The following is a 21354-nucleotide window of genomic DNA, read 5'->3' on the forward strand; positions in this document are numbered from 1 at the left end:
ACATTGAATTCGAGACCACAAAGGAGACATTGTACAATGCTAACTCATATCGTTTTTTTCAAGCTTAAAGATCGCAGCCCGGAATCTATACAAGCTACTGTTGACGTATTGGAGAATATGGACGGTAAAATTCCTGTGCTGAAATATATTGAGGTTGGCACGGACGTTCTCCATTCGGAACGTTCCTACGATATCGCCCTTATCACGAAATTCGATTCGCTTGAAGATTTAAGCGTGTATGACAACCATCCGATTCACGTGGAGGTCAAAGCACATATGAAGCAAGTGCTGGATGGAACGAGCGTTTGCGTTGATTTTGTCTCTTAATAGCTGCATCATTACAACGAAAACCGGCTCGGGTGAACGATGGTCACCACAGAGCCGGTTTCATTATCATAAGCCACAGCATTAGGAAGAGAACGAATAGATAAAGATACAACGCGCGGGCCAGCTTATCCACGAGCCGTGTTCTGTCATGATCGGGCTTACGCAATTGACGGATGGTCGGGGAAAACGCCCTGGCCATGAATAGCAGGGAAGCGAACAGCACGACGAACGTTCCGAATAACCATGGAGTATTCCATGGCCAATCACCGAGCCACATGAGCAGCAATCCGGAGAAAACCAAAACATGGCCGCAATGCTTGGAAAGTCGGACGACGAAGTGAAAGGAATCCAGGTATGCGCTCAACAGCGGCTCTTCGGCCGTGCGAAGCTTGGCTAGCATAGGAATAAGGACGAAGAATGGACCGATGGATACCATCGCGCTTACAGCATGGATAAAAACGAGCCAAGGATACAAAATGAAGCCTCCAAACTTGAAAAGGTGAATAAAACAGTGTAGCATTCATGTATTGAAGGCTACACTGTTTTTGGCATGCAACTGGCCTTAGGAGCCAACGTGCACTTATTGCACTGGACGGAATTCGTGAACCCACACTTTCATGTGCGGTAGCCAAGGCATGCCGGCATGCATGGAAAGGATGTAGTTCTTGTATTCTTCCACACTGGCGTAGCCTTCCATTTGAACGGCTTCATCCGTAAGCTCGCCGAGCGATTGCTGGTACACTTTGTGCACCTCAAATTTGTGGCCGTTAAGCTCCATGATTTCACCCGGATCGGCGTAACGACCGTTACGGCGGGTCGCCGTTTTTTCGCCTTTAATGACTTTTTCCACGTCAGCGGCTACGGTCACGAGGCGTTCGATGGTACAGGTTTTTGGCGGCAATGCTTCAGACATGATGGTAATACCTCCCTGATTTTATTCATTTGATAGCTTACACGAAATAAATAACGATAGCAAATGCTTCGTAATCAATAGAAGAAACGGAGTGCAGTCCAATGAAAAAGCAGATCAATCAAGAATATGTTTTGCGTCTTCTAGAACAGCTGCTTAATACGCCGAGTCCGAGCGGATTTTGCAGCACAATCATGAAAGTCATAGCCAAGGAGGCCGAGGCGCTCGGATACTCGATTAGCTATACGAAAAAAGGCGGAGGCCTGATAACCGTTCCGGGCAAGCAGCCGAATCGCGTCGTCGGCTTGTCCGCTCACGTCGATACGTTGGGAGCTATGGTGAGAGCGGTCAAAAAGAACGGCTTCCTGCGCTTCACATCGGTTGGCGGTTATATGATGGGAGCGGTGGAAAACGAGTATTGCAAGGTGCACACAAGAGACGGGCGAACCTACGAAGGCACGATTTTGACAATCAAGCCTTCCGTGCATGTATACCCGGATGCGAGGGAGTTCAAACGCGAGGAGTCGGTTATGGAAATTCGCCTGGATGAGCCGGTGAAAAGCGATGAGGACGTCAAGAAGCTGGGCATCGGCGTCGGCGACTTTATTTCTTTCGATCCGCGGGCGCGTTTTCTGGATAGCGGATATATTAAATCGCGGCATCTGGATGATAAAGCCGGTGTAGCGGCGTTGTTCGGTCTTCTGGAGCTGTTGAAGCGGGAGCAAATCACACCGGAGTATACCCTTCAGCTTGTAATCAGCACTTACGAGGAAGTTGGACACGGAGCGGCTTATTTGCCGCAAGAAATCGACGAGCTGCTCGCTGTGGACATGGGTGCGATGGGAGACGATCTGTCCTGCACGGAGCGGGATGTTTCCATCTGTGCCAAAGATTCTTCAGGTCCATACGATTACGAAATGACCTCCAAATTGATTGAGCTGGCCAAACGCGAGAAGCTGGATTATGCCGTGGACATTTATCCGCAATACGGTTCCGATGCGTCGGCTGCGCTTCGTGGCGGAAGCAATATTCGAGCCGCATTGATCGGTCCGGGCGTACACGCATCGCACAGCATGGAAAGAACCCATCAGGACGCTGTTTGGAACACGATCGCACTGCTCACGGCTTACGTAACCGAAGCATGGGGAACCAACGCATAAAAGGGGCTGGTATCATTGAATATTGTAACGATTGAGCATTTTTGCAAAAGCTACGGCGACAAAGTATTGTTCGACGACATTTCATTTCAAATTAACGAAAAGCAGCGGATCGGCCTTGTCGGAGTCAATGGAACCGGAAAATCGTCGCTGCTCAAAGCGATGGCGGGACTCGAATCCGTCGATTCGGGCAAGCTGATTCATTCCAATCACTTCCGGGTGGAGTACTTGCCGCAAAATCCCGAGTTCGACGGAGAGTCGACCGTGCTGGAGCAGGTGTTTTACGGCGATACGCCGCTCATGCAGGTGCTGCGCGATTATGAAGCGGCATTGTCGGAGCTGCAGCTGGCTCCGGAAGACGAGAAGAGACAATCCCGGCTGTTCGCCGTTCAGCAAAGAATGGACGCCATGAATGCATGGGAAGCCAATACAACCGCCAAAACGGTATTGACGAAGCTAGGCATTCATGATTTTTCGCAGAAGGTGGGGGTACTCTCCGGCGGCCAGCGCAAAAGGGTTGCAATGGCTAGGGTGCTGATCCAGCCAGCGGATCTCCTTATTCTCGACGAGCCGACGAACCATATTGACCATGATACGGTCGAATGGCTCGAGGAGTTTTTGGGGAAATGGAAGAGCGCGCTTCTGCTCGTTACGCACGATCGTTATTTCCTCGACCGCGTAACGAATCGCATTATCGAGCTGGATCACGGCAAGCTGTACAGCTATGAAGGTAACTATGCGGCATTTCTGGAGAAAAAAGCGGAGCGCCTCGAGCGCGAGGCAGCGGAGGAAGACAAGCGGCAAAACATGCTGCGCCGGGAGCTTGCCTGGCTGCGTCGCGGAGCGAAAGCACGGACCACGAAGCAAAAAGCGCGCATCGACCGCGTTGTCGAGCTTAGAGACCGCAAAGTCGACGGACCTGCAGCCAAGCTGGAGATGGCCCTTGGAGCGAGCCGTTTGGGCAAGAAGGTGATTGAGCTGGAAGGCGTGAGCAAATCGTTCGACGGACGCAAAATGTTCGATCCGTTCAGCTATATTGTACTTCCGGACGACCGGATCGGGATCATCGGCCCTAACGGGAGCGGCAAGTCGACGATGCTCAACTTGATAGCCGGCAGACTGCAGCCGGATGAAGGCACGATAGACGTCGGAACGACCGTCAAGCTAGCGTATTATACGCAGGAAAATGTAGAAATGGACCCTAAGCAGCGGGTCATCGAATATATCAAGGACGCGGCGGAAGTGATCCGCCTGGCTAACGGAGAAGCTGTGACGGCGGCGCAAATGCTGGAGCGCTTCCTGTTCTCCCCGGCGCTGCAGTGGACCCCGATCGGCAAGCTGTCCGGCGGTGAGCGCAGACGACTGTACTTGCTGCGCACGCTGATGGGCGAACCGAACGTGCTGCTGCTCGACGAGCCGACGAACGATCTCGACATCCAAACGCTGACGATTTTGGAAGAGTACTTGGAAGACTTCCCGGGTGCGGTCATTACGGTATCCCACGACCGGTACTTTTTGGACCGTACGGCGGACCATTTGTTTGCATTTGAAGGCGGAGGGCATATCCGCCACTTTTTCGGAAACTACACGGAGTATATGGAAGCCGTTAAACAAGAGGAGCAGGCGGAAGCGAACGACCGCAAGCTGCAGGCACCATCTGCCCAGTCCACCGTGGAAGCGCCGGAGCGAAGAGAAACGGCGAGAGCTCGCAAGCTTTCCTTTAAGGATCAGAAGGAATGGGATGAGATCGAAGGCAAAATTGCAGCGATTGAGGAGCGTCTTGCCACAGTTAAATCGGAGATTGAACGGGCGGGCAGCGACTATGGCAAGGTTCAGGAGCTGTACGTGGAAGAGCAGAAGCTCACCGAGCAGCTTGAGCAAACGATGGATCGTTGGGCGGAGCTGTCTGAACTGGTGGAGCAAATTTCGGCAGGCAAATAGACAGGACGGTACTTAAGCTCATGCCCGGCGCATGCTCCATAGCATTTTTTGCAATGTAATGGGAAATGCCAGCCGGTTTGTGGTATAATCTGTGATTGGAAGCTTTGAGGGCGTTATCGTACTAAAATGAGAGAGTAGGTTGTATCGATGATTACAGTTAATAATGTCACTTTACGATACGGAAAAAGAGCGCTGTTCGAGGATGTAAACATCAAATTTACACCGGGTAACTGCTATGGTTTGATCGGCGCGAACGGCGCGGGCAAATCGACATTTCTGAAAATTTTATCCGGTGAGATGGAAGCGAACAAAGGAGAAGTCAGCATCACCCCGGGCGAGCGGATGGCAGTATTGAAGCAGAACCATTTCGAATACGACGAAGTGGAAGTGCTGAAGACCGTAATGATGGGTCATGTGCGTCTGTTCGAGATTATGGAAGAGAAAAATGCGCTGTACGCCAAGCCCGACTTCTCCGAAGAAGACGGCATGCGCGCAGCGGAGCTTGAGGGTGAGTTCCAGGAGCTGGACGGCTGGCAGGCGGAATCCGACGCAGCTGAGCTCCTGATCGGTCTCGGAATCGGCAAAGAGCTGCATGAACAGAAGATGAAGGAATTGGGCGGTAACGAGAAGGTACGCGTATTGCTTGCGCAAGCGCTGTTCGGAACGCCGAACATTCTGCTTCTCGACGAGCCTACCAACCACTTGGACATCGAATCTATCAACTGGCTGGAAAACTTCTTGGCCAAATTCGAAGGCACCGTTATCGTGGTATCCCATGACCGTCACTTCCTGAATCAGGTATGTACGCACATTGCGGATATCGACTTTGGTAAACTCCAATTGTACGTAGGTAACTACGATTTCTGGTATGAATCCAGCCAATTGGCTTTGAAGCTGACCCGCGAGTCGAACAAGAAGGTGGAAGAAAAGCGTAAAGAGCTTGAGGCGTTTATCCAGCGCTTTAGCGCGAACGCATCCAAGTCGAAGCAGGCTACTTCCCGTAAGAAGCAGCTGGAGAAGCTGACACTGGAAGACATCAAGCCGTCCACGCGGAAATATCCGTTTATTAAATTCCAGCCGGAACGCGAAGCGGGCAAACAAATTTTGACCGTGGAGAAGCTGAACAAATCCGCTGAAGGCGAGCAGCTGCTGAATAACATCAGCTTCACGCTGAATAAAGGCGATAAAGTAGCTTTGGTCGGTCCGAACGGTCATGCCAAATCGACGTTGTTCCAAATCCTTACGGGTGAGGTCGAAGCGGATTCCGGGGAGTACACATGGGGCGTTACGACGACTCAAGCTTATTTCCCTAAAGAGAACTCGGCATACTTCAATAGCGATATGAACCTGGTGGATTGGCTGCGCCAATATTCCAAAGATCAGGACGAATCGTATCTCCGCGGATTTTTGGGACGGATGCTGTTCTCCGGCGAAGAAGCGCTGAAGAAGGCAAGCGTATTGTCCGGGGGAGAGAAAGTGCGCTGCATGCTCTCCAAAATGATGATGAGCGGAGCGAACGTGCTCATTCTCGACGAACCGACGAACCACTTGGATCTGGAGTCGATTACGGCTCTGAACAATGGAATGGTCGATTTCGACGGAACGATGCTGTTCGTATCGCATGACCACCAGTTTATCCAAACGGTTGCTAACCGGATCATGGAGATCACGCCTAACGGTCTGATCGATAAAATGATGACGTACGACGAGTACCTGGAAAGCGAAGAAATCAAGCAGCTGCGCGCTAAGCTTTACGCTTAAATGAAATGAAAAAGGATGAGCTTCAATATAAGCTCATCCTTCTTTTCGATGTAAAAAGGTATCTTTGTGGCGAAGCAAAACGTTCCGCCTAAGGCCCGCTTAGCTCCCGCCGGTACGGCGACGCTGATTGTTAGGCTTTTTATTGTTTTGGCTTCTCATCACAGCGCTGTTGCCGCCGCGCAGTTGTGGGTTCGCTTTTGCATCGTGCTGCTCTTGCTTCTTCTGGGCAAGCTTGTTTTTAATAGCGTCAGCCAGGCTGACCTTCTTAGGCTCTTGTCCGGATTCGACGTTCTGATTCTCGTCAGACATTGATGTAACACCTTCCTTGAATTGGATGATTTCATTGTACTGATTTGTCCCATAGGAAGCAAGTGAAAAATATAATATAATCAACTTACCAGATATGAGGAGCGTTATGTTCGACCCTACGATTTTTGACAATTTAAAGGTAGTATTTGAAGGCGCCATGTATGACTTGGACCTCGGAGGATCGGTGCAAATCGTGAATCGGCTCGACAGGGTGGAGCTGTCTACGATGTCCCGCAGCTTCAGCATGGAAGCGGTAAGACGTCCGGGCGGAGTAGTGAAGGGCAGCTTTGTATTAACCGCATCGTTGGCGGATTTGTCGGCGGAGCTGCTGGCGGAGCCGGGGAAACAGCCAGGCTGCAGTCTTGAGCTTGCCTTCACGTTTCCCGTCAGCGATATAGACAAGGATTGTGCCGAAGCGGAACAGCTGATGCGCTCCATTTGGGGCGAAGGGCCGGTCATCCGGCAGACGGTGCATACGGCTTACGGCGAGCAGCCGAGACAGCTCCGTAATCATCTGACCGTTCATTTTGTCAGGAAGCTCGACGAACGGCAAATCGAGGATATTCCCAGCTTGCTGGAGCATATGGAATCCAGTATGGAGCAGCTGGATCAATCTTTCAGGTAATTTGCGCATAAGGCCGGGGCAAAAGAAGCCGGTCATCGCGACGGATTCGGTATCGTCAGAGGAAAAAGGGGGGCCGGCTGTGGAAGATTGGACGGAACAACAGGTGAAGCAGCTGTCAGCTCATCCTGGCAAGCGAATGTTTATTTATTTTTATACCCCCATGTGCGGAACCTGCAAAGTAACGGAGCGAATGCTGCAGGTAATTTTGGCTATGAAGCCAGAGCTTCCTATCGTTAAGTGCAACATTAATTTCAGCCCCGACCTTGCGCAGCGCTGGCAGCTGGAGAGCGTTCCCTGCATTGCCTACGTTGTAGATGGGGAAGCGGCGGATAAACGGTATAGAATGCAATCCGTAGACGATCTGCTCCGATGGTTCCAGCACAAGGAGTAGCACAATTCGACAAGGAGGAATAACTATGAATCATAGCTTCGAGATCGGCAGCATCGTGTCAGCCGAATATAAGACCGGGGAGTACGTAGGTGAGGTAGTGGAGCTGACCTCGTCATCCAAAGCGGCTGTTAAAATTTTGGCGGTCCGGAAGCATCCGACCCAAGGCGATTTGCACAATCCGATGAACCCGAACGTTGCCTTTTTTCACCAGCGCCGTGCGCTTGCGTTCCAGGAAATCGCGTTGATGCCGTTGTATACGATCAAACCATTCCACGGAACGGTTCCGGAATATAAAGCGTCCTTGGAACAAGCTCTTTTGTCTGAAATTCAAGGGCTCAAGCAAACGATTCAATGGGCGGAACGCAGCGTTCAGGAGCTGGAGCAATTGAAGAAGGATTACGCCCAGTAGCAAGACGATAATCAAGACGGAACTGGAGAGTCGGCTTCGATGATGTTTGTTCTTATTGGGTTATGGACGATCGGGCTTCTGCTTATAGTGACGGACCCGAAACGGCGAACGACCCGTTGGATCGCTTCCATTGCGTTTACCGGGGGCTCCGGAGGCTTATCGGCGGTCATTGACGACACTCTTAAGCCTCTTTTTTACGATAAGGGATGGCTAACGGAGCCTGTTGCCAAGATTCTCATCCAGATTGAAACTACCTGCTCGCTCATTTGCTATTACGGGCTGCCCTATACGTTTCTGATGTTCACGATTGTGTATCATCCGAATTATGCCGTATGGTCCTCGCGGAAAACCTGGGTTCCCTGGGCGCTATTGGTTCCAGTACTCCTATCCTTCGGCTTTGATCCCGTTAAGGACGACCCTATCCCGTACCGCTATGTTACCTTGTGGACGACGCCCTATATTATGGCGGGTATCGCGATCTTGGTGCATGCGACGTTGAAGGAGCGCAACACTTTTTTTCGCAAGCACAGGATACTGACCACATTAGCCGCGGCGCCCACTTTGTTTTTTGCCTTATTTACCTTATATGTGCTGCCTACTTTTTTCGGACTTTATGAAATGTGGCGCTACAATTCGTGGCTGATCGGGTTTACGCTGGCTGTCATCTTGATTTCCAGCTTCCGTTACGGCTTTATGGGCTTGCAAATCTCGATTCAAAATCAAAAGCTCGATTATACGTTGAGAGCGATCACTTCAGGAACGGCCATCTTGAATCATGCGATCAAGAATGATGTAGGCAAAATTCGGCTGTTCAGCGAAAAAATCCAGTCCGAGGCGGATCAGCCCGATCCGCACCAGCTTCGTGACGATATTCGGGTCATTATTACCGCTTCTCAGCATATATACGATATGATCTACCGGATTCAAGGGCAGACGCAGGATGTGGAGCTGCATCCAGACAATGTTCACCTGGATCAGCTATTGGAGCAATGCGTAGCGACGCTGCTGCCGGCAATGAATGAGATCGAGGTTGAACGGGACTTCCGCTACACCGGAACGATATGGGGCGATAAAGCGCAGCTGGCCGAGGTGTTCACCAACGTCCTTACCAATGCTGTAGAAGCTATGCCAGGCGGAGGGCTGCTGACCGTCAAGCTGACGGAAACCAAACGCAATATTACGGTGGAAATCAAGGATACGGGCATCGGTATGGATAAAAAGCAGCTGAAGCAGGTGTTCGATCCTTTCTATACGACCAAGGGCGGCAAGAAATTCAATTTCGGCCTGGGGATGTCTTATTGCTATCACGTCATTCAGAAGCACAAAGGGTCTATGCATATTCACAGCAAGCCGGGCGAAGGCACAGCGGTGTTTATTAACTTTTCCAAAAAAGAGAGGGGGAAACGCTAATTGAACCGGATTCGAGTGGTCATCGTTGAGGACGATCAGGATTGGCTGAGGGGATTGTCCAGCTATTTGAACAAGCAGGAGGACATCGAAATCGTCGGCACCGCTTCGTCCGGACAAGATGCCGTAAGCCTGCTGGAGCAGGTGGAGGCGGACGTCGTATTGATGGACATTATGATGTCGGACAGTCCGGAAGGGATATGGGCTGCGGCCGAGATTGTGCAGTGTACGGGCGCAAGGGTTATCATGCTTACCTCAATGGAAGAGAAGGAGCTGATCTTCGAGGCGTTCAAGGCGGGAGCCGTCGATTACATGGTAAAATCGAATTTTACGGAAATTCCCCAGTCGATCCGCAGCGCGTACGCCAACCGGAGCTCGATCTCACCCGGCGCGGCTGCCCAGATGAGGGAGGAATTCCGGCGCCTGAAAAAGCTGGAGCAGGAAATTCGCGTCAAGGAGCTGCGAGATCTGCTGACCCCGACGGAAATTCAAGTGCTGGACCTGATTGAAAAAGGATATACGCAAACACAAATTGCGGATAAATTCGTAGTATCCATTCGAACGGTCAAAGTGCATGTCGGCAATATATTGCGCAAGCTCGGAGGCAAAAGCAGCAAGGAAGCGGCGCAAAAAGCAAAAGATATGGGTATTTTGTAACGGCGGAACGGTCATCCATGACGGTTTTGGCCGTTTTTTTGTGTATTATCGAATTATTAAGATCGATGGCTCCAAGCATAGAATTGGATAGAATTCAACGTCATAGCTCCGTCAGGTGGAGGCATTTTACGATAGCGTAAATCCGCACGCATATGGTATATTTAATGTCGGCTTGACTAGTGACAATGAATGGAGGAACCCGTGAACATGAGTGCTGACAGCCAGCTTCATATTGGCGTTATCGGGGCCGGAAATATCGGCAACGTGCATATTAATGAGTTTAAGAAACTGCCTGACACGAAGATTACAGGCATCACCGACGTTTTTCTGCCTTCCGCAGAAGCCAGAGCGAAAGAACACGGAATTCCTAATGTATATGCGAACTACGAGCAGTTGCTCCAGGATTCGAGTATCGACGCGGTAATCGTTGCGGTTCCCAACCAATTTCATGCGGACATTGCAATCCATGCATTGAAGGCTGGGAAGCATGTATTGCTTGAGAAGCCTATGGGGATCAATGCTGCAGCCGCAAAGGCGATAGTCCAAGCTCATAAGGAAACCGGCAAAACGCTGATGATTTCACATCAAATGCGCTGGGAGTCGATCAACCAGCAATTGAAGGAACAGATCGACAAAGGCGCTTTAGGACATATTTATAACGTTAAGACGGGTTGGCTCCGCCGCAAAGGGATCCCGGGCTGGGGCACATGGTTTACGCAAATGTCCAAATCCGGCGGCGGTCCGTTAATCGATATCGGCGTTCATATGCTCGACTTGTCGCTGCATCTGATGGGCAATCCAAAGCCGGTTTCGGTGTTCGGAACGACCTATGCGGAGTTTGGACCGAAACGCCGCGGCATCGGAACATGGGGCACGCCGGATTGGAACGGCACCTACGATGTCGAGGATTTGGCTACCGCATTGATAAAAATGGATAACGGCAGCACCCTGACACTTGATGTTAGTTGGGCGGCGCATACCGATATGCTGGACAACCAGCCGTATATTTACTTGATGGGGACGGAAGGCGGAGCTTCGCTTCGCGGCGGCAAAGGGAAGCTGTTCACCGAAGTGTTCGACCGGACAGCCGATGTCGAGCTGACTCAGCCTGCCAACGATGCAGGTCCGCGCGTCCGGATGAGCCGTCATTTCGTGGATTGCATCCGGGAAGGCAAAGAACCGCTGACCTCAGGTTTAAGCGGCTTGACGAACAATTTGGTGCTGGAAGCCATTTATGAATCGTCCCGAACGGGCAACGTCGTAACGTTGGATTGGAATTGATGCGCACAACATGAGCGAGCTACTCGAATTGAATTTACAGCTGTTCAGCATAATCGGCACGATAGCTTTTGCCGTTAGCGGCGCCGTAGTCGCCATGGAAGAGGATTACGATGTGCTAGGGGTGTTCGTTCTTGCCTTGGTAACGGCGTTCGGTGGGGGCGTCGTCCGAAATCTGCTCATCGGGATTCCGGTGACGACCTTGTGGGAGCAGGGCTTATACTTGAAGACCGCGCTGATTGCGGCGGCGCTAGTGTTCATCGTACCTACAAGCTGGATCAAGCGCTGGAAGACTTGGGAATCGCTGTTCGACGCGATTGGGCTGGCCGCCTTTTCCATACAGGGAGCCTTATATGCGACGAATATGAACTCGCCTATCAGTGCGGTTATCGTTGCGGCGGTCATGACGGGAATCGGCGGAGGTATTATCCGCGATGTGCTCGCCGGTCGCAAGCCGCTTGTGCTGCGCGATGAAATATACGCCGTATGGGGCATGCTGGCAGGCCTTCTGATAGCGCTCGGATGGTTCCAGGGATCTTATCCGTTGTTAGTTTTATTTGTGTTGATCGTTGTGCTGCGTATGCTTTCCGTTGTATTTAAATGGCGTTTGCCGCGGCGCTCGCTTCGTTTGGCGGATGAGACCGTAACTCCGGCCAAATGGCACGGGTAACCGCAGGCAATTCAATAGGAGTGAATGATGATGGTCATGTCGTTCGTTGAAATGAGACGAATTCCTTCCGATTGGCTCCAGGAGCGGCTGGAGACGGTCAAGCCGTTGAAAGAAGAGGCGCTGGAAATGTATGAGGTCGCCAAAGATAAATTGACCGGGGAGCATTATTTGCACTATGCTTACCTGCATAAGCAGATTGCCGCTGTCGGACCGGAGAGCAACGGGGAAGAAACGTTTCACCATTTAATGCCTCTGACAAGCGACGATGTTCTCGGCTTGGTATTCGGTGAGCAATCCTACGAGTATCCGGAGAACTGGTCGCAATCGTTTTTGCGCAATGGTCCGGACGGCGATTACGTATGGTTCGACCCGTCCTATACCGATCAGGAAGCGGAGAGCGAGGAGATGGGTGTGAACCTGCAGGAGCAGCTGCTCCGGTTCAAGCAGTCGTCGGACCGGTCGGAAGAAGCCGTTCGTAAGCTGTTGGAGGAGCTCGACCGGACATTAGGGAAAGACGATAACGGATCATAAAAGCAAAAGAGGGAGCCCGGCTGATGCTGTCATGCATGCGGGTTCTTTTTTTGTGCAGAGTAACAGCTCCAACCGAAGGAATGGCTGAACTTCGTTCAGGGCAAGCGTATATTTTCCTGCTCATAACTCATCCTAACCATAGAAGGATGAGACATTTGAGGAGGTTCACCATGCGCAAGATGCACTTACGGAGTGTCATTTGGAGTATAGCGATAGCCGCGGCTGTAATGGTTCTCATGGCCGGCTGCAATCAGAACAAGAACAAGCAGCTGGGAGCCGGCTTGCAATCGGGCGACCACCACGCTTTATATGACCGGAGCAGCTTGAATAACGAAGATAATACGCTGGGTGTCAAGCCGAAGTGGGAGAAGCAGCAGGTTTCGGGACCTGAACCGGACAATCCGGGCGCGTTCCGGCAGCTGGATATGAACAATCCGCATTTGACCAAGACGTTTCGGTTCGCGCCCGAAATTTCAGCGAGAGTAGAGCAAATGGCCGGGGTTGATAAGTCAACCATTATCATTACGGAGAACAATGCGTATGTTGCTCTGGTGCTGGACGGACATCAGCCGGACAAAGAAGCGCATCCGGAAATGATGGCCAATTCCATTACGCCGAAAGGCGGAGTAGGACTATTCGGTACGGACAAAGGCTCTCACCGGTTGAATTGGTCCGATCCGGGCGGATTAAGCCATGCCATGTCGAATCGCATTTCCGGCCATGTGCTTGCGATGTCCCAGCCCGGTGTACAGCGGGTATTCGTATCGGCGAACCCGAATTTCGTTCAGCGAATCCGGTTCTACTCGATGGAGAACGATCGGGGAGTCGATTTGTCAGTGTATATGAACGAGTTCAACACGATGATACAACGGGTGTTTCCGAACGATCACAATACGCGTCAATAATGAACAAAACTCCTGAACTAGGCTTGCTGCCGGTCAGGAGTTTTTATTTGGAATCGTTCATTTCCAAGACAAGCTTATCCGTTAGAGACGGATTTATGACTCGAATTTATATCCGACACCCCAGACGGTTTTAATATGCTTCGGATCCTTGGGGTCCGACTCGATTTTTTTGCGAAGATTCGTAATATGTACGTCTACGGAGCGCTCGGTTACGAAGGAATCGATGCCGCGAATTTTATTTAACAGTTCTTCTCGGGAAAAAACTTTGCCCGGATGGAGCCAAAAATGTTTCATTATCTCAAATTCCGAGTAAGTTGTTTCTACAAGCACATTATGGACAAACACGCTTCTTTTCTCGATATCCAGCTTCACTGCCTGCGGCGGCTCAGGCGGCGGTGACGCGGCTGCTTTGGACATTGCCGACCTTCGGACCAGGGCGCCGGTTCTTGCTGCCAGCTCTCTCATACTGAACGGCTTGCACAAATAATCGTCAGCGCCGATCACAAGCGCTTTCACCCGTTCGGAAACTTCGCTTTTGGCGGATATCATCATGATCGGTATCAAAGAATTCGCGCGAAATTCTCTGCAGAGCTCAATTCCGTTCATATCGGGCAGCATCACGTCGAGGATAATGACATCAGGGTCTATCGTCTGAAACAGCCGCTTGCCTTGTTTGGCATCGGAAGCGCTGTGCACCGTGTAACTTTCTTCGGATAAATAAATGGAAATCATATCCGCAATGCTTTGATCATCTTCAATAAGTAATATGGTCGACATGAACTCCTCCTCCTTGATACATATGGGGAATAGTGAGAAAGGCAAACTATAAAGTTGCCATCGAATGTTAAGAAAGTATTAGCAAAATCAGTCGAAACGGGCTGTTTTTTTACCAAAGTCTACAACTTTTTTAAAACAATTCCGTCATAATAGGAAGTGTAGAAAACACAAGTATTTTTACTGTAACTGAAAAACAAGTGCAGGACAAGCTTCAATTTTCCTATGAATCGTGTCAAATTGATGAACAACAAGGAGGTTGGTTCCATGAAATTGCCAGTACGATTGGAACATAAAATCCGCTTGTGCATTGATGCATTGGAAGAGATGGTTACAGTGAAGGGATACGATCTGACGAATCCGGACGTCGTGAAAAAGAGCAAGGAGCTCGATCGTTTAATCATCCGCGCGATGCATCTGCAGAGGGAGAATAGAAAGCATCGGGAGGAACCTGTCAATACATAAATCGGCTTTGCCGTCAAAAGCTTTATAGAAGATGGGGGATTTCACAGGGCATGGCGCGGCGGTTTGGATTATCGGAGAATGATAGGTGGAAATCGCCAATAAGATAGGAAACGCTTATTTTCTGACACTCGTCAAGGTAAGCGGCAAAATAGACGAACACCTCGGGTGCTCGTCTATTTCTTTTTTGCTGGAAGAGGATAAAATGAACGGGGCTTGGCATCCGGATATCATGCTCACGTAAGCGAAGGGCTATACGCGAATGCACAATCGGTTCAGATGCCAAGCCCTCGAAATAGGTTCACTGCTCGATGCTCTACAGTCATTGGGTAAGTCAATGTCGATTATTTGACCCACTGCTCGCCCCACTGACCTACTGCAACCATAACAGGCTGTAGAGCCTTGCCTTTGTCCGTCAGTTCATACTCAATTCGCACGGGTGTCTCCGGGTACACATGCCGGTTAATAATGCCAGCTGCTTCCAGCTCCTTGAAACGCTCGGCCAGCATGCGATCGCTCATTCCGGGAATCATTTCGGAAATATCCTTGAACCGTCTAGGTCCATGCAGCAGCGATTGAATAATCAAGCCTGTCCATCGTTTCCCCAAAAGCTCGAAAGCCGCTTCAAACTTGGGACATAGCTGATAATCGTGATCGGCCATGTTTGATCATCTCCTTCTTCTCTATAGTTTAACATAAGTTACTTGTCAAAAGTAAGCCCTTTTCTACAATCCGATGAAATTCCGTTATTGTGATGGTTGTTGCTCCTATTATACTCCTTATCTTATGCTTTCGCATACATCGGTTTGATTAAGTAAAAAGTTGGTATGTGGCGCTAGGCGGTTTTGGGTAAACCGATCCGATTAGGTGTTGAAAAATTTCACATAGTAAAGTATAACAACGATAGGTAACTTAGGAGAATGCCTTGAATGGAAAGGACAGATCACATGATTGAAGTAGAACCATTAACGCGCTCGAAGCTTCCCGCCCCGCTGCTTAAAAGAATATTGGAGAAGCGGGAGTTTCTGCGGCATTCGTTGGATGCCGAAGCTTTGAGCTTAATCGGAGACGACGGATACCGGGCGCCGGACGAGCATGTGCTGGACGATGCGATAGTATCTATGGCGTTGGGCAAAAACGTGCTTCTTAAAGGGCCTACAGGCTCGGGAAAAACCCGCTTGGCCGAAACGCTGTCGTATTTGTTCGGCCAGCCAATGCACGCCGTCAATTGCTCGGTGGATTTGGATGCGGAAGGGCTGATCGGCTTCAAGACGCTTGAGGTCGAGCAGGGGCAATCCGCCGTCCGGTTCGTTCCCGGACCCGTCGTCAAGGCGATGACGCTCGGGCATTGGCTGTATATCGACGAGATCAATATGGCAAAGCCGGAAACGCTGCCGCTCATTAACGGCGTGCTGGATCATCGCCGGACCATTACGAATCCTTTTACCGGCGAGATTATTCGCGCCAAGGAAGGCTTCGGCGTTATAGCGGCCGTCAATATAGGCTATGTCGGCACGGTTCCAATGAATGAAGCGTTGAAAAACCGTTTTGTTGTCGTAGACGTCCCTTATTTGCAAGGGGATAAGCTGCTCGAGCTGCTAAAAGAAAAAGCGCGGTTTACGAATGGTTCTGTGCTGGAACGTTTCGTCCGTTTGTCGTCGGATTTGCAGGAGCAGATCCGCTCGGGACAGCTTTCGGATGAAGCTGCATCCGTACGGGCGCTTATTGATGCGTGCGATTTGGCCGCTTATATCCCAACGTTGCGTGCAGTGCAGCGCGCCATTGCAGACAAGCTGGACGACGAACGGGAAAAGGCGCTTGTGATGAATTTGGCGGAGACTTATTTTGATTAACGAATGCATCTTAGGCTCTGCAACAAGCGATATGAAGGAGTACGGATATGCGATTTGTTGAGAATGAAGTGGACGCTTTCTTACGCATGCAGCTTCTTGATTTGGCCAAGGCGCTCACAGGCATTGAGGATCTCGGGCTGGAGCTATCGTATTTATCTTATTATAATCATCGGGAAAAATTGCTGGCGGTCAGCCAGTTTTGGAGCTATTACCCGGAAGAGATCAAGCTTACAGGCATGAAGACGGACGTCTATTTGCGCGGAATCGGCAGCTCGTGGTTCACGGATTCTACCGTTATAGCCTCTTATTTGGATTGGATCAAGTCAATCCGGCTGCCGATGCTGGCCAAGCAATGGCTTGCGCTTTGCGAGGAGAGGCGGCTGATGTCGCTATGCCTCCGTCATCGGCCTGGTACTGCAAGCAGCTTATCGATGCGCAGCGCGATGTATGCGAAGCATTTTGCCGGCAAGCGCGCCTCACATTCGGATCGCGGCGAGCAGGCGGATGCGCTGCTCAGCGGATTTGCAGAAGTAATCTATCGCAATCGCAATCTCGATGCGTTGGAAGGGCTGGACGGACAGTTGGCTAAGCTGCCTGGAGATGCACGTCCAGCGATTGAGCGGCTGCTAATTGATTTGAAGAACGATCAGTTTAAGAGCACGCAGGAGCTGGCAGAACGGTGTAAGGCCTTATTCACGCTATTGGACGATTGGAACGGTTTGGGCGGCGACACTCGAGCACAATATTTTTCCTTGCAGAAGGATTCCGGGACGGACGAGCCATTGTCCTGGGAATATATCGGCGAGCTGAAGCGCAAAAAGAAAGGGATGCACGAGTCCGTGCTCCCGATGAAGCAAGAGGAAGAGCACCCTCAGCAGGGCGAGAGGCTCCCGACCTGGCACCGGGAAACGAAGAAGCAGGAGGAGAGCCTGCTTCGATTCGACAGCGAGCAGGGCTCGAAGGCCGGTCTGCTCAGCGATCATGTGCGCGAAGCCGACAGCGGGGATCAAGCCTTGGGAATTGTGCAGGGCTCATCACAGGCGGCTCAGCGTAATGAGCCCGAGCTTCCTGCTACTCAGCCGCTGGAGCGGATGGACACCGGGCTGAACGGGAAAGCGGACGCTTACGGGGCGTTGAACCGGAAAGCGGTGCCGGTGTTTCGTCCTGCGGAGCCGCCCGATGCCGATGCTTATATTCGCTATAACGAGCTGCATAAGGGAATCGCTCCCTTGATTCATAAGCTGAAACAGACCATTCGCATGACCATGGAGCAGAAGCGGATCGCGCCACGGGATGAGCTGTTGTCCGGCAGACTGAGCCGGAAGCTCGTGAGGGCCGCGTGGGAGCCGTTTCCGCGATTGTTTTACAAAAAAAGCAGCCCTTCGACAGAGGTCGACGCCGCTTTTTGCCTGCTTATCGACTGTTCGGCTTCGATGTATGATAAAATGGAACAGGCTCATCAAGGGATTGCTCTGTTCCATGAGTCACTTCGAGCGCTGCGTGTGCCTCACGAGATCATAGGCTTCTGGGAAGACGCCGACGAAGTGACCGAATCGTCCAGCCCCAATGTGTTCCATGTCGTCACGGACTATATCAGCAGTTTGACGGACAGTGCGGTTGGACCTAAGCTGCTGCAATTACAGGCGGAGCAGGACAACCGGGACGGCTATGCCATCCGCATCGCTTCCGAGAGACTGATGCTGCGCCCAGAGAAGCAGAAGGTGCTGCTCGTGTTCTCGGACGGGGAGCCATCCGCATCCGATTATCATGAGGAAGGCATCGTTGACACGTGCGAAGCCGTTCTGCGTTCGAGAAGAAGCGGAATAGAGGTCGTGAGCGTATTTCTCGGTAACGGCGAGATCAAGGATACGGAGCGCGAAACCATGCGGAACATTTACGGTAGACACAGCGTGCTTGTTCCTGATGTTGCCGATATTACGGCACAGCTCGGTCCTTTGCTGCGAAAAATGCTGTTAAGCAAGCTCTAAATGATTTTTGCCTGTTATGCAAGTTATTTCAATTTGGGAGGAACGATAGTACATGTACGGATCGCCATTATCAGGTCAAGCCAAAAAAATGATGCTGCTGGGCTCGGGAGAGCTGGGGAAGGAAGTCGTCATCGAAGCGCAGCGGCTAGGGGTCGAGACGATTGCCGTGGATCGCTATGGACACGCTCCGGCGATGCAAGTCGCGCACCGCTCTTATGTCATTAACATGCTCGACGGGGAGCAGCTGCGCGAGCTGATTATGAAGGAGCAGCCGGATTTGATCGTGCCGGAGATCGAAGCTATCGCAACCGAAGTGCTTGTGGAGCTCGAACAGGAAGGCTTCCGGGTCGTTCCGACGGCGACAGCGGCAAGACTGACGATGGACCGCGAGGGCATTCGCCGTCTTGCGGCAGAGACGCTGCAGCTTCCTACGGCCAAGTTCGAATTTGCCGACAGCCTGGAGGAGCTGAAGCAAGCCGTCGCCAAGATCGGTACGCCTTGCGTGATCAAGCCGATCATGAGCTCGTCCGGCAAAGGCCAGAGCGTATGCCGTTCGTTCGATGACGTCGAGACGTCGTGGAACTATGCGATGGAAGGCGGACGAGCGAAGAAGACGAGAGTTATCGTGGAGGAATTCATCCACTTCGAGTCGGAAATTACGCTGCTGACCGTCCGCTCCGCATCGGGAACTTCCTACTGCGCTCCTATTGGCCATGTGCAAAAGGACGGCGATTACATAGAATCGTGGCAGCCTCACCAAATGACCGAGGAACAAATTGCCGAGGCGCAGCATATCGCCAAAACGATTACCGATGCATTGGGCGGCGCGGGGATTTACGGCGTCGAGCTGTTCCTGGGCAAAGATCGGGTCTATTTCAGCGAAGTATCTCCAAGACCTCACGATACCGGAATGGTCACGATGGTGACGCAGGATCTCTCGGAGTTCGCGCTTCATGTGAGAGCGATTCTCGGTTTCCCGATTCCGACGATCCGTCTGCTGACTCCGGGAGCGTCCCATACTTTGAAAGCGGCGGAAGAGCGGCAGGATTTCACGATCGAAGGGCTGGAGCAGGCGCTGGCGCTGCCTAACACGCAAGTCAGAGTATTCGGCAAGCCGGAGACGAAGGTTGGCCGGAGAATGGCCGTCGCGCTAAGCAGCGCCGACGATGTGGAAACAGCTCGCCGAATCGCGGAGGAAGCGGCAGGCAAGCTTAAGCTGGTCTATCCTTCCGGCGAGTGACATATCCGAATGAGCAGCAATGGAGGAGAAGATGGATGGAAGCAAAGGCAGCCAGTTTATCCCGCACGACGATGAGTGACATCATATTCCCTTCCGATACGAATTATCATGGTACGATGTTCGGCGGCGTCGTGATGCGATATATCGATAAAATTGCTACGATTGCAAGTATGCGGCACTCCCGCCGCGGTGTGGTGACCGCTTCGAGCGACAGCCTGGACTTCCTGGCGCCGGTTCGCGTCGGGGAAGCGATCCTGCTGGAAGCCTTCGTATCCTGGACCCACCGCAGCTCCATGGAGGTTTACGTCAAGGTGGAGTCGGAGAACTTGTTCACCGGGGAGCGGAAAACGACGGCCACGTCATTTCTGACATTCGTCGCGCTGGACGATGAAGGGAAGCCGACGCCGGTGCCCGCGGTCATCCCCGAGACCGAGGAAGAGCGCAAATTGTACGCCAGCGCCCAGGAGCGGTACCAGGCGCGCAAGAAGCGCAAGGAAGAACGGGCGGCAGAGTCGTCCAAACAGGCATGACGATGCAGCCGCATTTCAGGTATGATATAGTGTACGTATAGTGTAAAGTAATGGGAGGGATTGCCACTATGAATGCTCACGAAATTGATTACCGGATTTGCGGTTCGGAAATGCAATATGTCGAGATTGAGCTCGACCCGTCCGAGAGCGTCGTTGCGGAAGCGGGAAGCTTGATGATGATGGATGCCAACATCCAGATGCAGACGATCTTCGGTGACGGCAGCGACGATAACAAAGGATTTATGGGCAAGCTGTTCGGTGCGGGCAAGCGGCTGCTGACAGGGGAAAGCCTGTTCATGACCGTATTCACGAATCAAGGCTACCAGAAGGAAAGAGTTACGTTCGCGTCGCCATATCCCGGCCAAATCCTGCCGATGGATCTATCCCAGCTCGGCGGCAAGCTCGTGTGCCAAAAAGATTCATTCCTGTGCGCGGCTAAAGGCGTATCGGTAGGAATCGAGCTGCAGCGCAAGCTGGGTGCAGGCTTTTTCGGCGGCGAGGGCTTTATTATGCAGAAGGTCGAAGGGGACGGACTGGCCTTCGTTCATGCCGGCGGCGCCATTTGCGAGAAAGTGCTGCAGCCGGGCGAGCTGATCCGGGTGGATACAGGCTGTCTCGTAGCCATGACCCAAGATGTCGATTACGACATTGAGTTCGTAAAAGGCATCAAGACCGCGATATTCGGCGGCGAAGGCCTGTTCTTCGCTACGCTTAGAGGTCCGGGGCGCGTATGGATTCAGTCGCTTCCATTCAGCAGGTTGGCCGACCGTGTATTGTCCGCATCGCGTGCCGGAGGCCGCAAGGAAGAAGGCAGCATCCTCGGAGGACTCGGCAATTTACTTGACGGGGATAAGTAAAACAAGCTATTATTCAAGATACAATACATAAGAGAGGTGCTGAAACAATGGCATATCAACCACAAGTCGTCGATGCCAAAATTGTCAGCAACAACCCGAAAAACGGATTGTTTGAAATTGTGGTCAATTTGAAGGATCGTACATCCTGCCGTCTTATCTTCGAGAAGGACGGAGAATCCGGCGAAGCACGCGTAACGCATGTGAATCGTCTGCTGAAAGAGCCTTGCCCGATTTGCCGCAAAGACTTTTTGTGCAATTGCATGGCTAGCTATAAGGAAGAGCTTCAGGCGCAGGCTTTGCAATTAGTAGGCACGCCGTAAAAGAACCCGTGAACCCGTGGGCCTCCAAGCCCATGGGTTTTTTTCCAAACAA

The 21354-nt window shown here is 51.7% G+C and carries 26 protein-coding genes; 21 read left to right on the top strand and 5 right to left on the bottom strand.

The features are described from left to right. Nucleotides 1–36: 36 nt before the first annotated feature. The gene (locus DVH26_RS15590) at nucleotides 37–327 is read left to right on the top strand and encodes a Dabb family protein (RefSeq protein ID WP_239634629.1); all 291 of its coding nucleotides are present in this window, start codon (nucleotides 37–39) and stop codon (nucleotides 325–327) included. 43 nt (nucleotides 328–370) lie between these two features. On the opposite strand, the gene DVH26_RS15595 is transcribed toward DVH26_RS15590, so the two are convergent. Beyond that, nucleotides 371–847 (bottom strand): DUF2269 family protein, encoded by a 477-nt coding sequence (locus DVH26_RS15595; RefSeq protein WP_239634631.1) that lies wholly within the window; start codon nucleotides 845–847, stop codon nucleotides 371–373. A gap of 60 nt (nucleotides 848–907) precedes the next feature. Beyond that, a complete protein-coding gene (locus DVH26_RS15600) occupies nucleotides 908–1240 on the bottom strand; it encodes an ASCH domain-containing protein (protein ID WP_239634633.1) in 333 nt (110 codons plus the stop codon). A gap of 101 nt (nucleotides 1241–1341) precedes the next feature. Here DVH26_RS15600 and DVH26_RS15605 point away from each other — a divergent pair, with 101 nt between their 5' ends. The 3 genes from DVH26_RS15605 (at nucleotide 1342) to DVH26_RS15615 (ending at nucleotide 6096) form a co-directional block, all read left to right on the top strand. Then, entirely contained in the window at nucleotides 1342–2397 is a 1056-nt protein-coding gene (locus DVH26_RS15605; protein ID WP_239634635.1) for a M42 family metallopeptidase, read from the top strand. Between the two features lie 15 nt (nucleotides 2398–2412). Continuing rightward, the gene (locus DVH26_RS15610; RefSeq protein WP_239634637.1) at nucleotides 2413–4335 is read left to right on the top strand and encodes an ABC-F family ATP-binding cassette domain-containing protein; all 1923 of its coding nucleotides are present in this window, start codon (nucleotides 2413–2415) and stop codon (nucleotides 4333–4335) included. Between the two features lie 147 nt (nucleotides 4336–4482). Continuing rightward, on the top strand, nucleotides 4483–6096 hold the full coding sequence (locus tag DVH26_RS15615; protein WP_239634639.1) for an ABC-F family ATP-binding cassette domain-containing protein: 1614 nt from the start codon (nucleotides 4483–4485) through the stop codon (nucleotides 6094–6096). A gap of 99 nt (nucleotides 6097–6195) precedes the next feature. Here DVH26_RS15615 and DVH26_RS15620 read toward each other — a convergent pair whose 3' ends face one another. Further along, nucleotides 6196–6405: a hypothetical protein gene (locus DVH26_RS15620; RefSeq protein ID WP_239634640.1), complete on the bottom strand. Its 210-nt coding sequence runs from the start codon at nucleotides 6403–6405 to the stop codon at nucleotides 6196–6198. 106 nt (nucleotides 6406–6511) lie between these two features. Between DVH26_RS15620 and DVH26_RS15625 the strand changes: the two genes are divergently transcribed. The 9 genes from DVH26_RS15625 to DVH26_RS15665 all read left to right on the top strand — a co-directional run bounded on the left by DVH26_RS15625 (nucleotide 6512) and on the right by DVH26_RS15665 (nucleotide 13278). Next, nucleotides 6512–7030 (top strand): hypothetical protein, encoded by a 519-nt coding sequence (locus tag DVH26_RS15625; RefSeq protein WP_239634641.1) that lies wholly within the window; start codon nucleotides 6512–6514, stop codon nucleotides 7028–7030. A gap of 79 nt (nucleotides 7031–7109) precedes the next feature. Then, a complete protein-coding gene (locus DVH26_RS15630) occupies nucleotides 7110–7421 on the top strand; it encodes a thioredoxin family protein (RefSeq protein ID WP_239634642.1) in 312 nt (103 codons plus the stop codon). Between the two features lie 25 nt (nucleotides 7422–7446). Further along, a complete protein-coding gene (gene kapB, locus DVH26_RS15635; protein WP_239634643.1) occupies nucleotides 7447–7830 on the top strand; it encodes a kinase-associated lipoprotein KapB in 384 nt (127 codons plus the stop codon). 39 nt (nucleotides 7831–7869) lie between these two features. Beyond that, nucleotides 7870–9240 carry a sensor histidine kinase gene (locus DVH26_RS15640; protein WP_239634644.1) on the top strand — a complete coding sequence of 457 codons (1371 nt, stop codon included), beginning with the start codon at nucleotides 7870–7872 and terminating at the stop codon, nucleotides 9238–9240. Further along, a complete protein-coding gene (locus tag DVH26_RS15645; protein ID WP_239634645.1) occupies nucleotides 9241–9894 on the top strand; it encodes a response regulator transcription factor in 654 nt (217 codons plus the stop codon). 207 nt (nucleotides 9895–10101) lie between these two features. Beyond that, complete coding sequence (locus tag DVH26_RS15650) at nucleotides 10102–11175, top strand: Gfo/Idh/MocA family protein (RefSeq protein ID WP_239634646.1); 1074 nt, start codon at nucleotides 10102–10104, stop codon at nucleotides 11173–11175. A 10-nt stretch (nucleotides 11176–11185) separates the two neighbouring features. Further along, on the top strand, nucleotides 11186–11842 hold the full coding sequence (locus DVH26_RS15655) for a trimeric intracellular cation channel family protein (protein ID WP_239634647.1): 657 nt from the start codon (nucleotides 11186–11188) through the stop codon (nucleotides 11840–11842). Between the two features lie 24 nt (nucleotides 11843–11866). Beyond that, nucleotides 11867–12373: a hypothetical protein gene (locus tag DVH26_RS15660; RefSeq protein ID WP_239634648.1), complete on the top strand. Its 507-nt coding sequence runs from the start codon at nucleotides 11867–11869 to the stop codon at nucleotides 12371–12373. Between the two features lie 170 nt (nucleotides 12374–12543). Next, entirely contained in the window at nucleotides 12544–13278 is a 735-nt protein-coding gene (locus DVH26_RS15665; RefSeq protein WP_239634650.1) for a YhcN/YlaJ family sporulation lipoprotein, read from the top strand. 93 nt (nucleotides 13279–13371) lie between these two features. On the opposite strand, the gene DVH26_RS15670 is transcribed toward DVH26_RS15665, so the two are convergent. Continuing rightward, on the bottom strand, nucleotides 13372–14055 hold the full coding sequence (locus tag DVH26_RS15670; protein WP_239634652.1) for a response regulator transcription factor: 684 nt from the start codon (nucleotides 14053–14055) through the stop codon (nucleotides 13372–13374). 264 nt (nucleotides 14056–14319) lie between these two features. Here DVH26_RS15670 and DVH26_RS15675 point away from each other — a divergent pair, with 264 nt between their 5' ends. After that, nucleotides 14320–14517: a Spo0E family sporulation regulatory protein-aspartic acid phosphatase gene (locus DVH26_RS15675; protein ID WP_239634654.1), complete on the top strand. Its 198-nt coding sequence runs from the start codon at nucleotides 14320–14322 to the stop codon at nucleotides 14515–14517. Between the two features lie 85 nt (nucleotides 14518–14602). Continuing rightward, on the top strand, nucleotides 14603–14758 hold the full coding sequence (locus DVH26_RS15680; RefSeq protein WP_239634656.1) for a hypothetical protein: 156 nt from the start codon (nucleotides 14603–14605) through the stop codon (nucleotides 14756–14758). A 100-nt stretch (nucleotides 14759–14858) separates the two neighbouring features. Here DVH26_RS15680 and DVH26_RS15685 read toward each other — a convergent pair whose 3' ends face one another. Further along, nucleotides 14859–15176: a winged helix-turn-helix transcriptional regulator gene (locus DVH26_RS15685; RefSeq protein ID WP_239634658.1), complete on the bottom strand. Its 318-nt coding sequence runs from the start codon at nucleotides 15174–15176 to the stop codon at nucleotides 14859–14861. Nucleotides 15177–15443: 267 nt separating this feature from the next. Between DVH26_RS15685 and DVH26_RS15690 the strand changes: the two genes are divergently transcribed. The 6 genes from DVH26_RS15690 (at nucleotide 15444) to DVH26_RS15715 (ending at nucleotide 21302) form a co-directional block, all read left to right on the top strand. Next, nucleotides 15444–16367: an ATP-binding protein gene (locus tag DVH26_RS15690; protein ID WP_239634659.1), complete on the top strand. Its 924-nt coding sequence runs from the start codon at nucleotides 15444–15446 to the stop codon at nucleotides 16365–16367. 47 nt (nucleotides 16368–16414) lie between these two features. After that, nucleotides 16415–18355 (top strand): vWA domain-containing protein, encoded by a 1941-nt coding sequence (locus DVH26_RS15695; protein ID WP_239634660.1) that lies wholly within the window; start codon nucleotides 16415–16417, stop codon nucleotides 18353–18355. Between the two features lie 52 nt (nucleotides 18356–18407). Next, nucleotides 18408–19595, top strand: coding sequence for a formate-dependent phosphoribosylglycinamide formyltransferase (gene purT / locus DVH26_RS15700; RefSeq protein WP_239634662.1), 1188 nt, complete (start codon nucleotides 18408–18410; stop codon nucleotides 19593–19595). A gap of 35 nt (nucleotides 19596–19630) precedes the next feature. Then, on the top strand, nucleotides 19631–20125 hold the full coding sequence (locus DVH26_RS15705) for an acyl-CoA thioesterase (protein ID WP_239634664.1): 495 nt from the start codon (nucleotides 19631–19633) through the stop codon (nucleotides 20123–20125). Nucleotides 20126–20193: 68 nt separating this feature from the next. After that, the gene (locus tag DVH26_RS15710) at nucleotides 20194–20982 is read left to right on the top strand and encodes a TIGR00266 family protein (protein WP_239634666.1); all 789 of its coding nucleotides are present in this window, start codon (nucleotides 20194–20196) and stop codon (nucleotides 20980–20982) included. Between the two features lie 47 nt (nucleotides 20983–21029). Then, nucleotides 21030–21302 (top strand): hypothetical protein, encoded by a 273-nt coding sequence (locus tag DVH26_RS15715; protein WP_239634667.1) that lies wholly within the window; start codon nucleotides 21030–21032, stop codon nucleotides 21300–21302. Nucleotides 21303–21354 lie beyond the last annotated feature (52 nt).

This window comes from Paenibacillus sp. H1-7 (assembly GCF_022354825.1).
Taxonomy (GTDB): domain Bacteria; phylum Bacillota; class Bacilli; order Paenibacillales; family NBRC-103111; genus Paenibacillus_S.

Coding starts and splice junctions, on each gene's coding strand:
- DVH26_RS15685 (WP_239634658.1), bottom strand. CDS start 15,176: ATGGCCGATCACGATTATCAGCTATGTCCCAAGTTTGAAGCGGCTTTC.
- DVH26_RS15640 (WP_239634644.1), top strand. CDS start 7,870: ATGATGTTTGTTCTTATTGGGTTATGGACGATCGGGCTTCTGCTTATA.
- DVH26_RS15690 (WP_239634659.1), top strand. CDS start 15,444: ATGGAAAGGACAGATCACATGATTGAAGTAGAACCATTAACGCGCTCG.
- DVH26_RS15625 (WP_239634641.1), top strand. CDS start 6,512: ATGTTCGACCCTACGATTTTTGACAATTTAAAGGTAGTATTTGAAGGC.
- DVH26_RS15695 (WP_239634660.1), top strand. CDS start 16,415: ATGCGATTTGTTGAGAATGAAGTGGACGCTTTCTTACGCATGCAGCTT.
- DVH26_RS15620 (WP_239634640.1), bottom strand. CDS start 6,405: ATGTCTGACGAGAATCAGAACGTCGAATCCGGACAAGAGCCTAAGAAG.
- kapB (WP_239634643.1), top strand. CDS start 7,447: ATGAATCATAGCTTCGAGATCGGCAGCATCGTGTCAGCCGAATATAAG.
- DVH26_RS15675 (WP_239634654.1), top strand. CDS start 14,320: ATGAAATTGCCAGTACGATTGGAACATAAAATCCGCTTGTGCATTGAT.
- DVH26_RS15665 (WP_239634650.1), top strand. CDS start 12,544: ATGCGCAAGATGCACTTACGGAGTGTCATTTGGAGTATAGCGATAGCC.
- DVH26_RS15705 (WP_239634664.1), top strand. CDS start 19,631: ATGGAAGCAAAGGCAGCCAGTTTATCCCGCACGACGATGAGTGACATC.
- DVH26_RS15595 (WP_239634631.1), bottom strand. CDS start 847: ATGCTACACTGTTTTATTCACCTTTTCAAGTTTGGAGGCTTCATTTTG.
- DVH26_RS15655 (WP_239634647.1), top strand. CDS start 11,186: ATGAGCGAGCTACTCGAATTGAATTTACAGCTGTTCAGCATAATCGGC.
- DVH26_RS15615 (WP_239634639.1), top strand. CDS start 4,483: ATGATTACAGTTAATAATGTCACTTTACGATACGGAAAAAGAGCGCTG.
- DVH26_RS15710 (WP_239634666.1), top strand. CDS start 20,194: ATGAATGCTCACGAAATTGATTACCGGATTTGCGGTTCGGAAATGCAA.
- DVH26_RS15605 (WP_239634635.1), top strand. CDS start 1,342: ATGAAAAAGCAGATCAATCAAGAATATGTTTTGCGTCTTCTAGAACAG.
- DVH26_RS15670 (WP_239634652.1), bottom strand. CDS start 14,055: ATGTCGACCATATTACTTATTGAAGATGATCAAAGCATTGCGGATATG.
- DVH26_RS15590 (WP_239634629.1), top strand. CDS start 37: ATGCTAACTCATATCGTTTTTTTCAAGCTTAAAGATCGCAGCCCGGAA.
- DVH26_RS15650 (WP_239634646.1), top strand. CDS start 10,102: ATGAGTGCTGACAGCCAGCTTCATATTGGCGTTATCGGGGCCGGAAAT.
- DVH26_RS15715 (WP_239634667.1), top strand. CDS start 21,030: ATGGCATATCAACCACAAGTCGTCGATGCCAAAATTGTCAGCAACAAC.
- DVH26_RS15600 (WP_239634633.1), bottom strand. CDS start 1,240: ATGTCTGAAGCATTGCCGCCAAAAACCTGTACCATCGAACGCCTCGTG.
- purT (WP_239634662.1), top strand. CDS start 18,408: ATGTACGGATCGCCATTATCAGGTCAAGCCAAAAAAATGATGCTGCTG.
- DVH26_RS15660 (WP_239634648.1), top strand. CDS start 11,867: ATGATGATGGTCATGTCGTTCGTTGAAATGAGACGAATTCCTTCCGAT.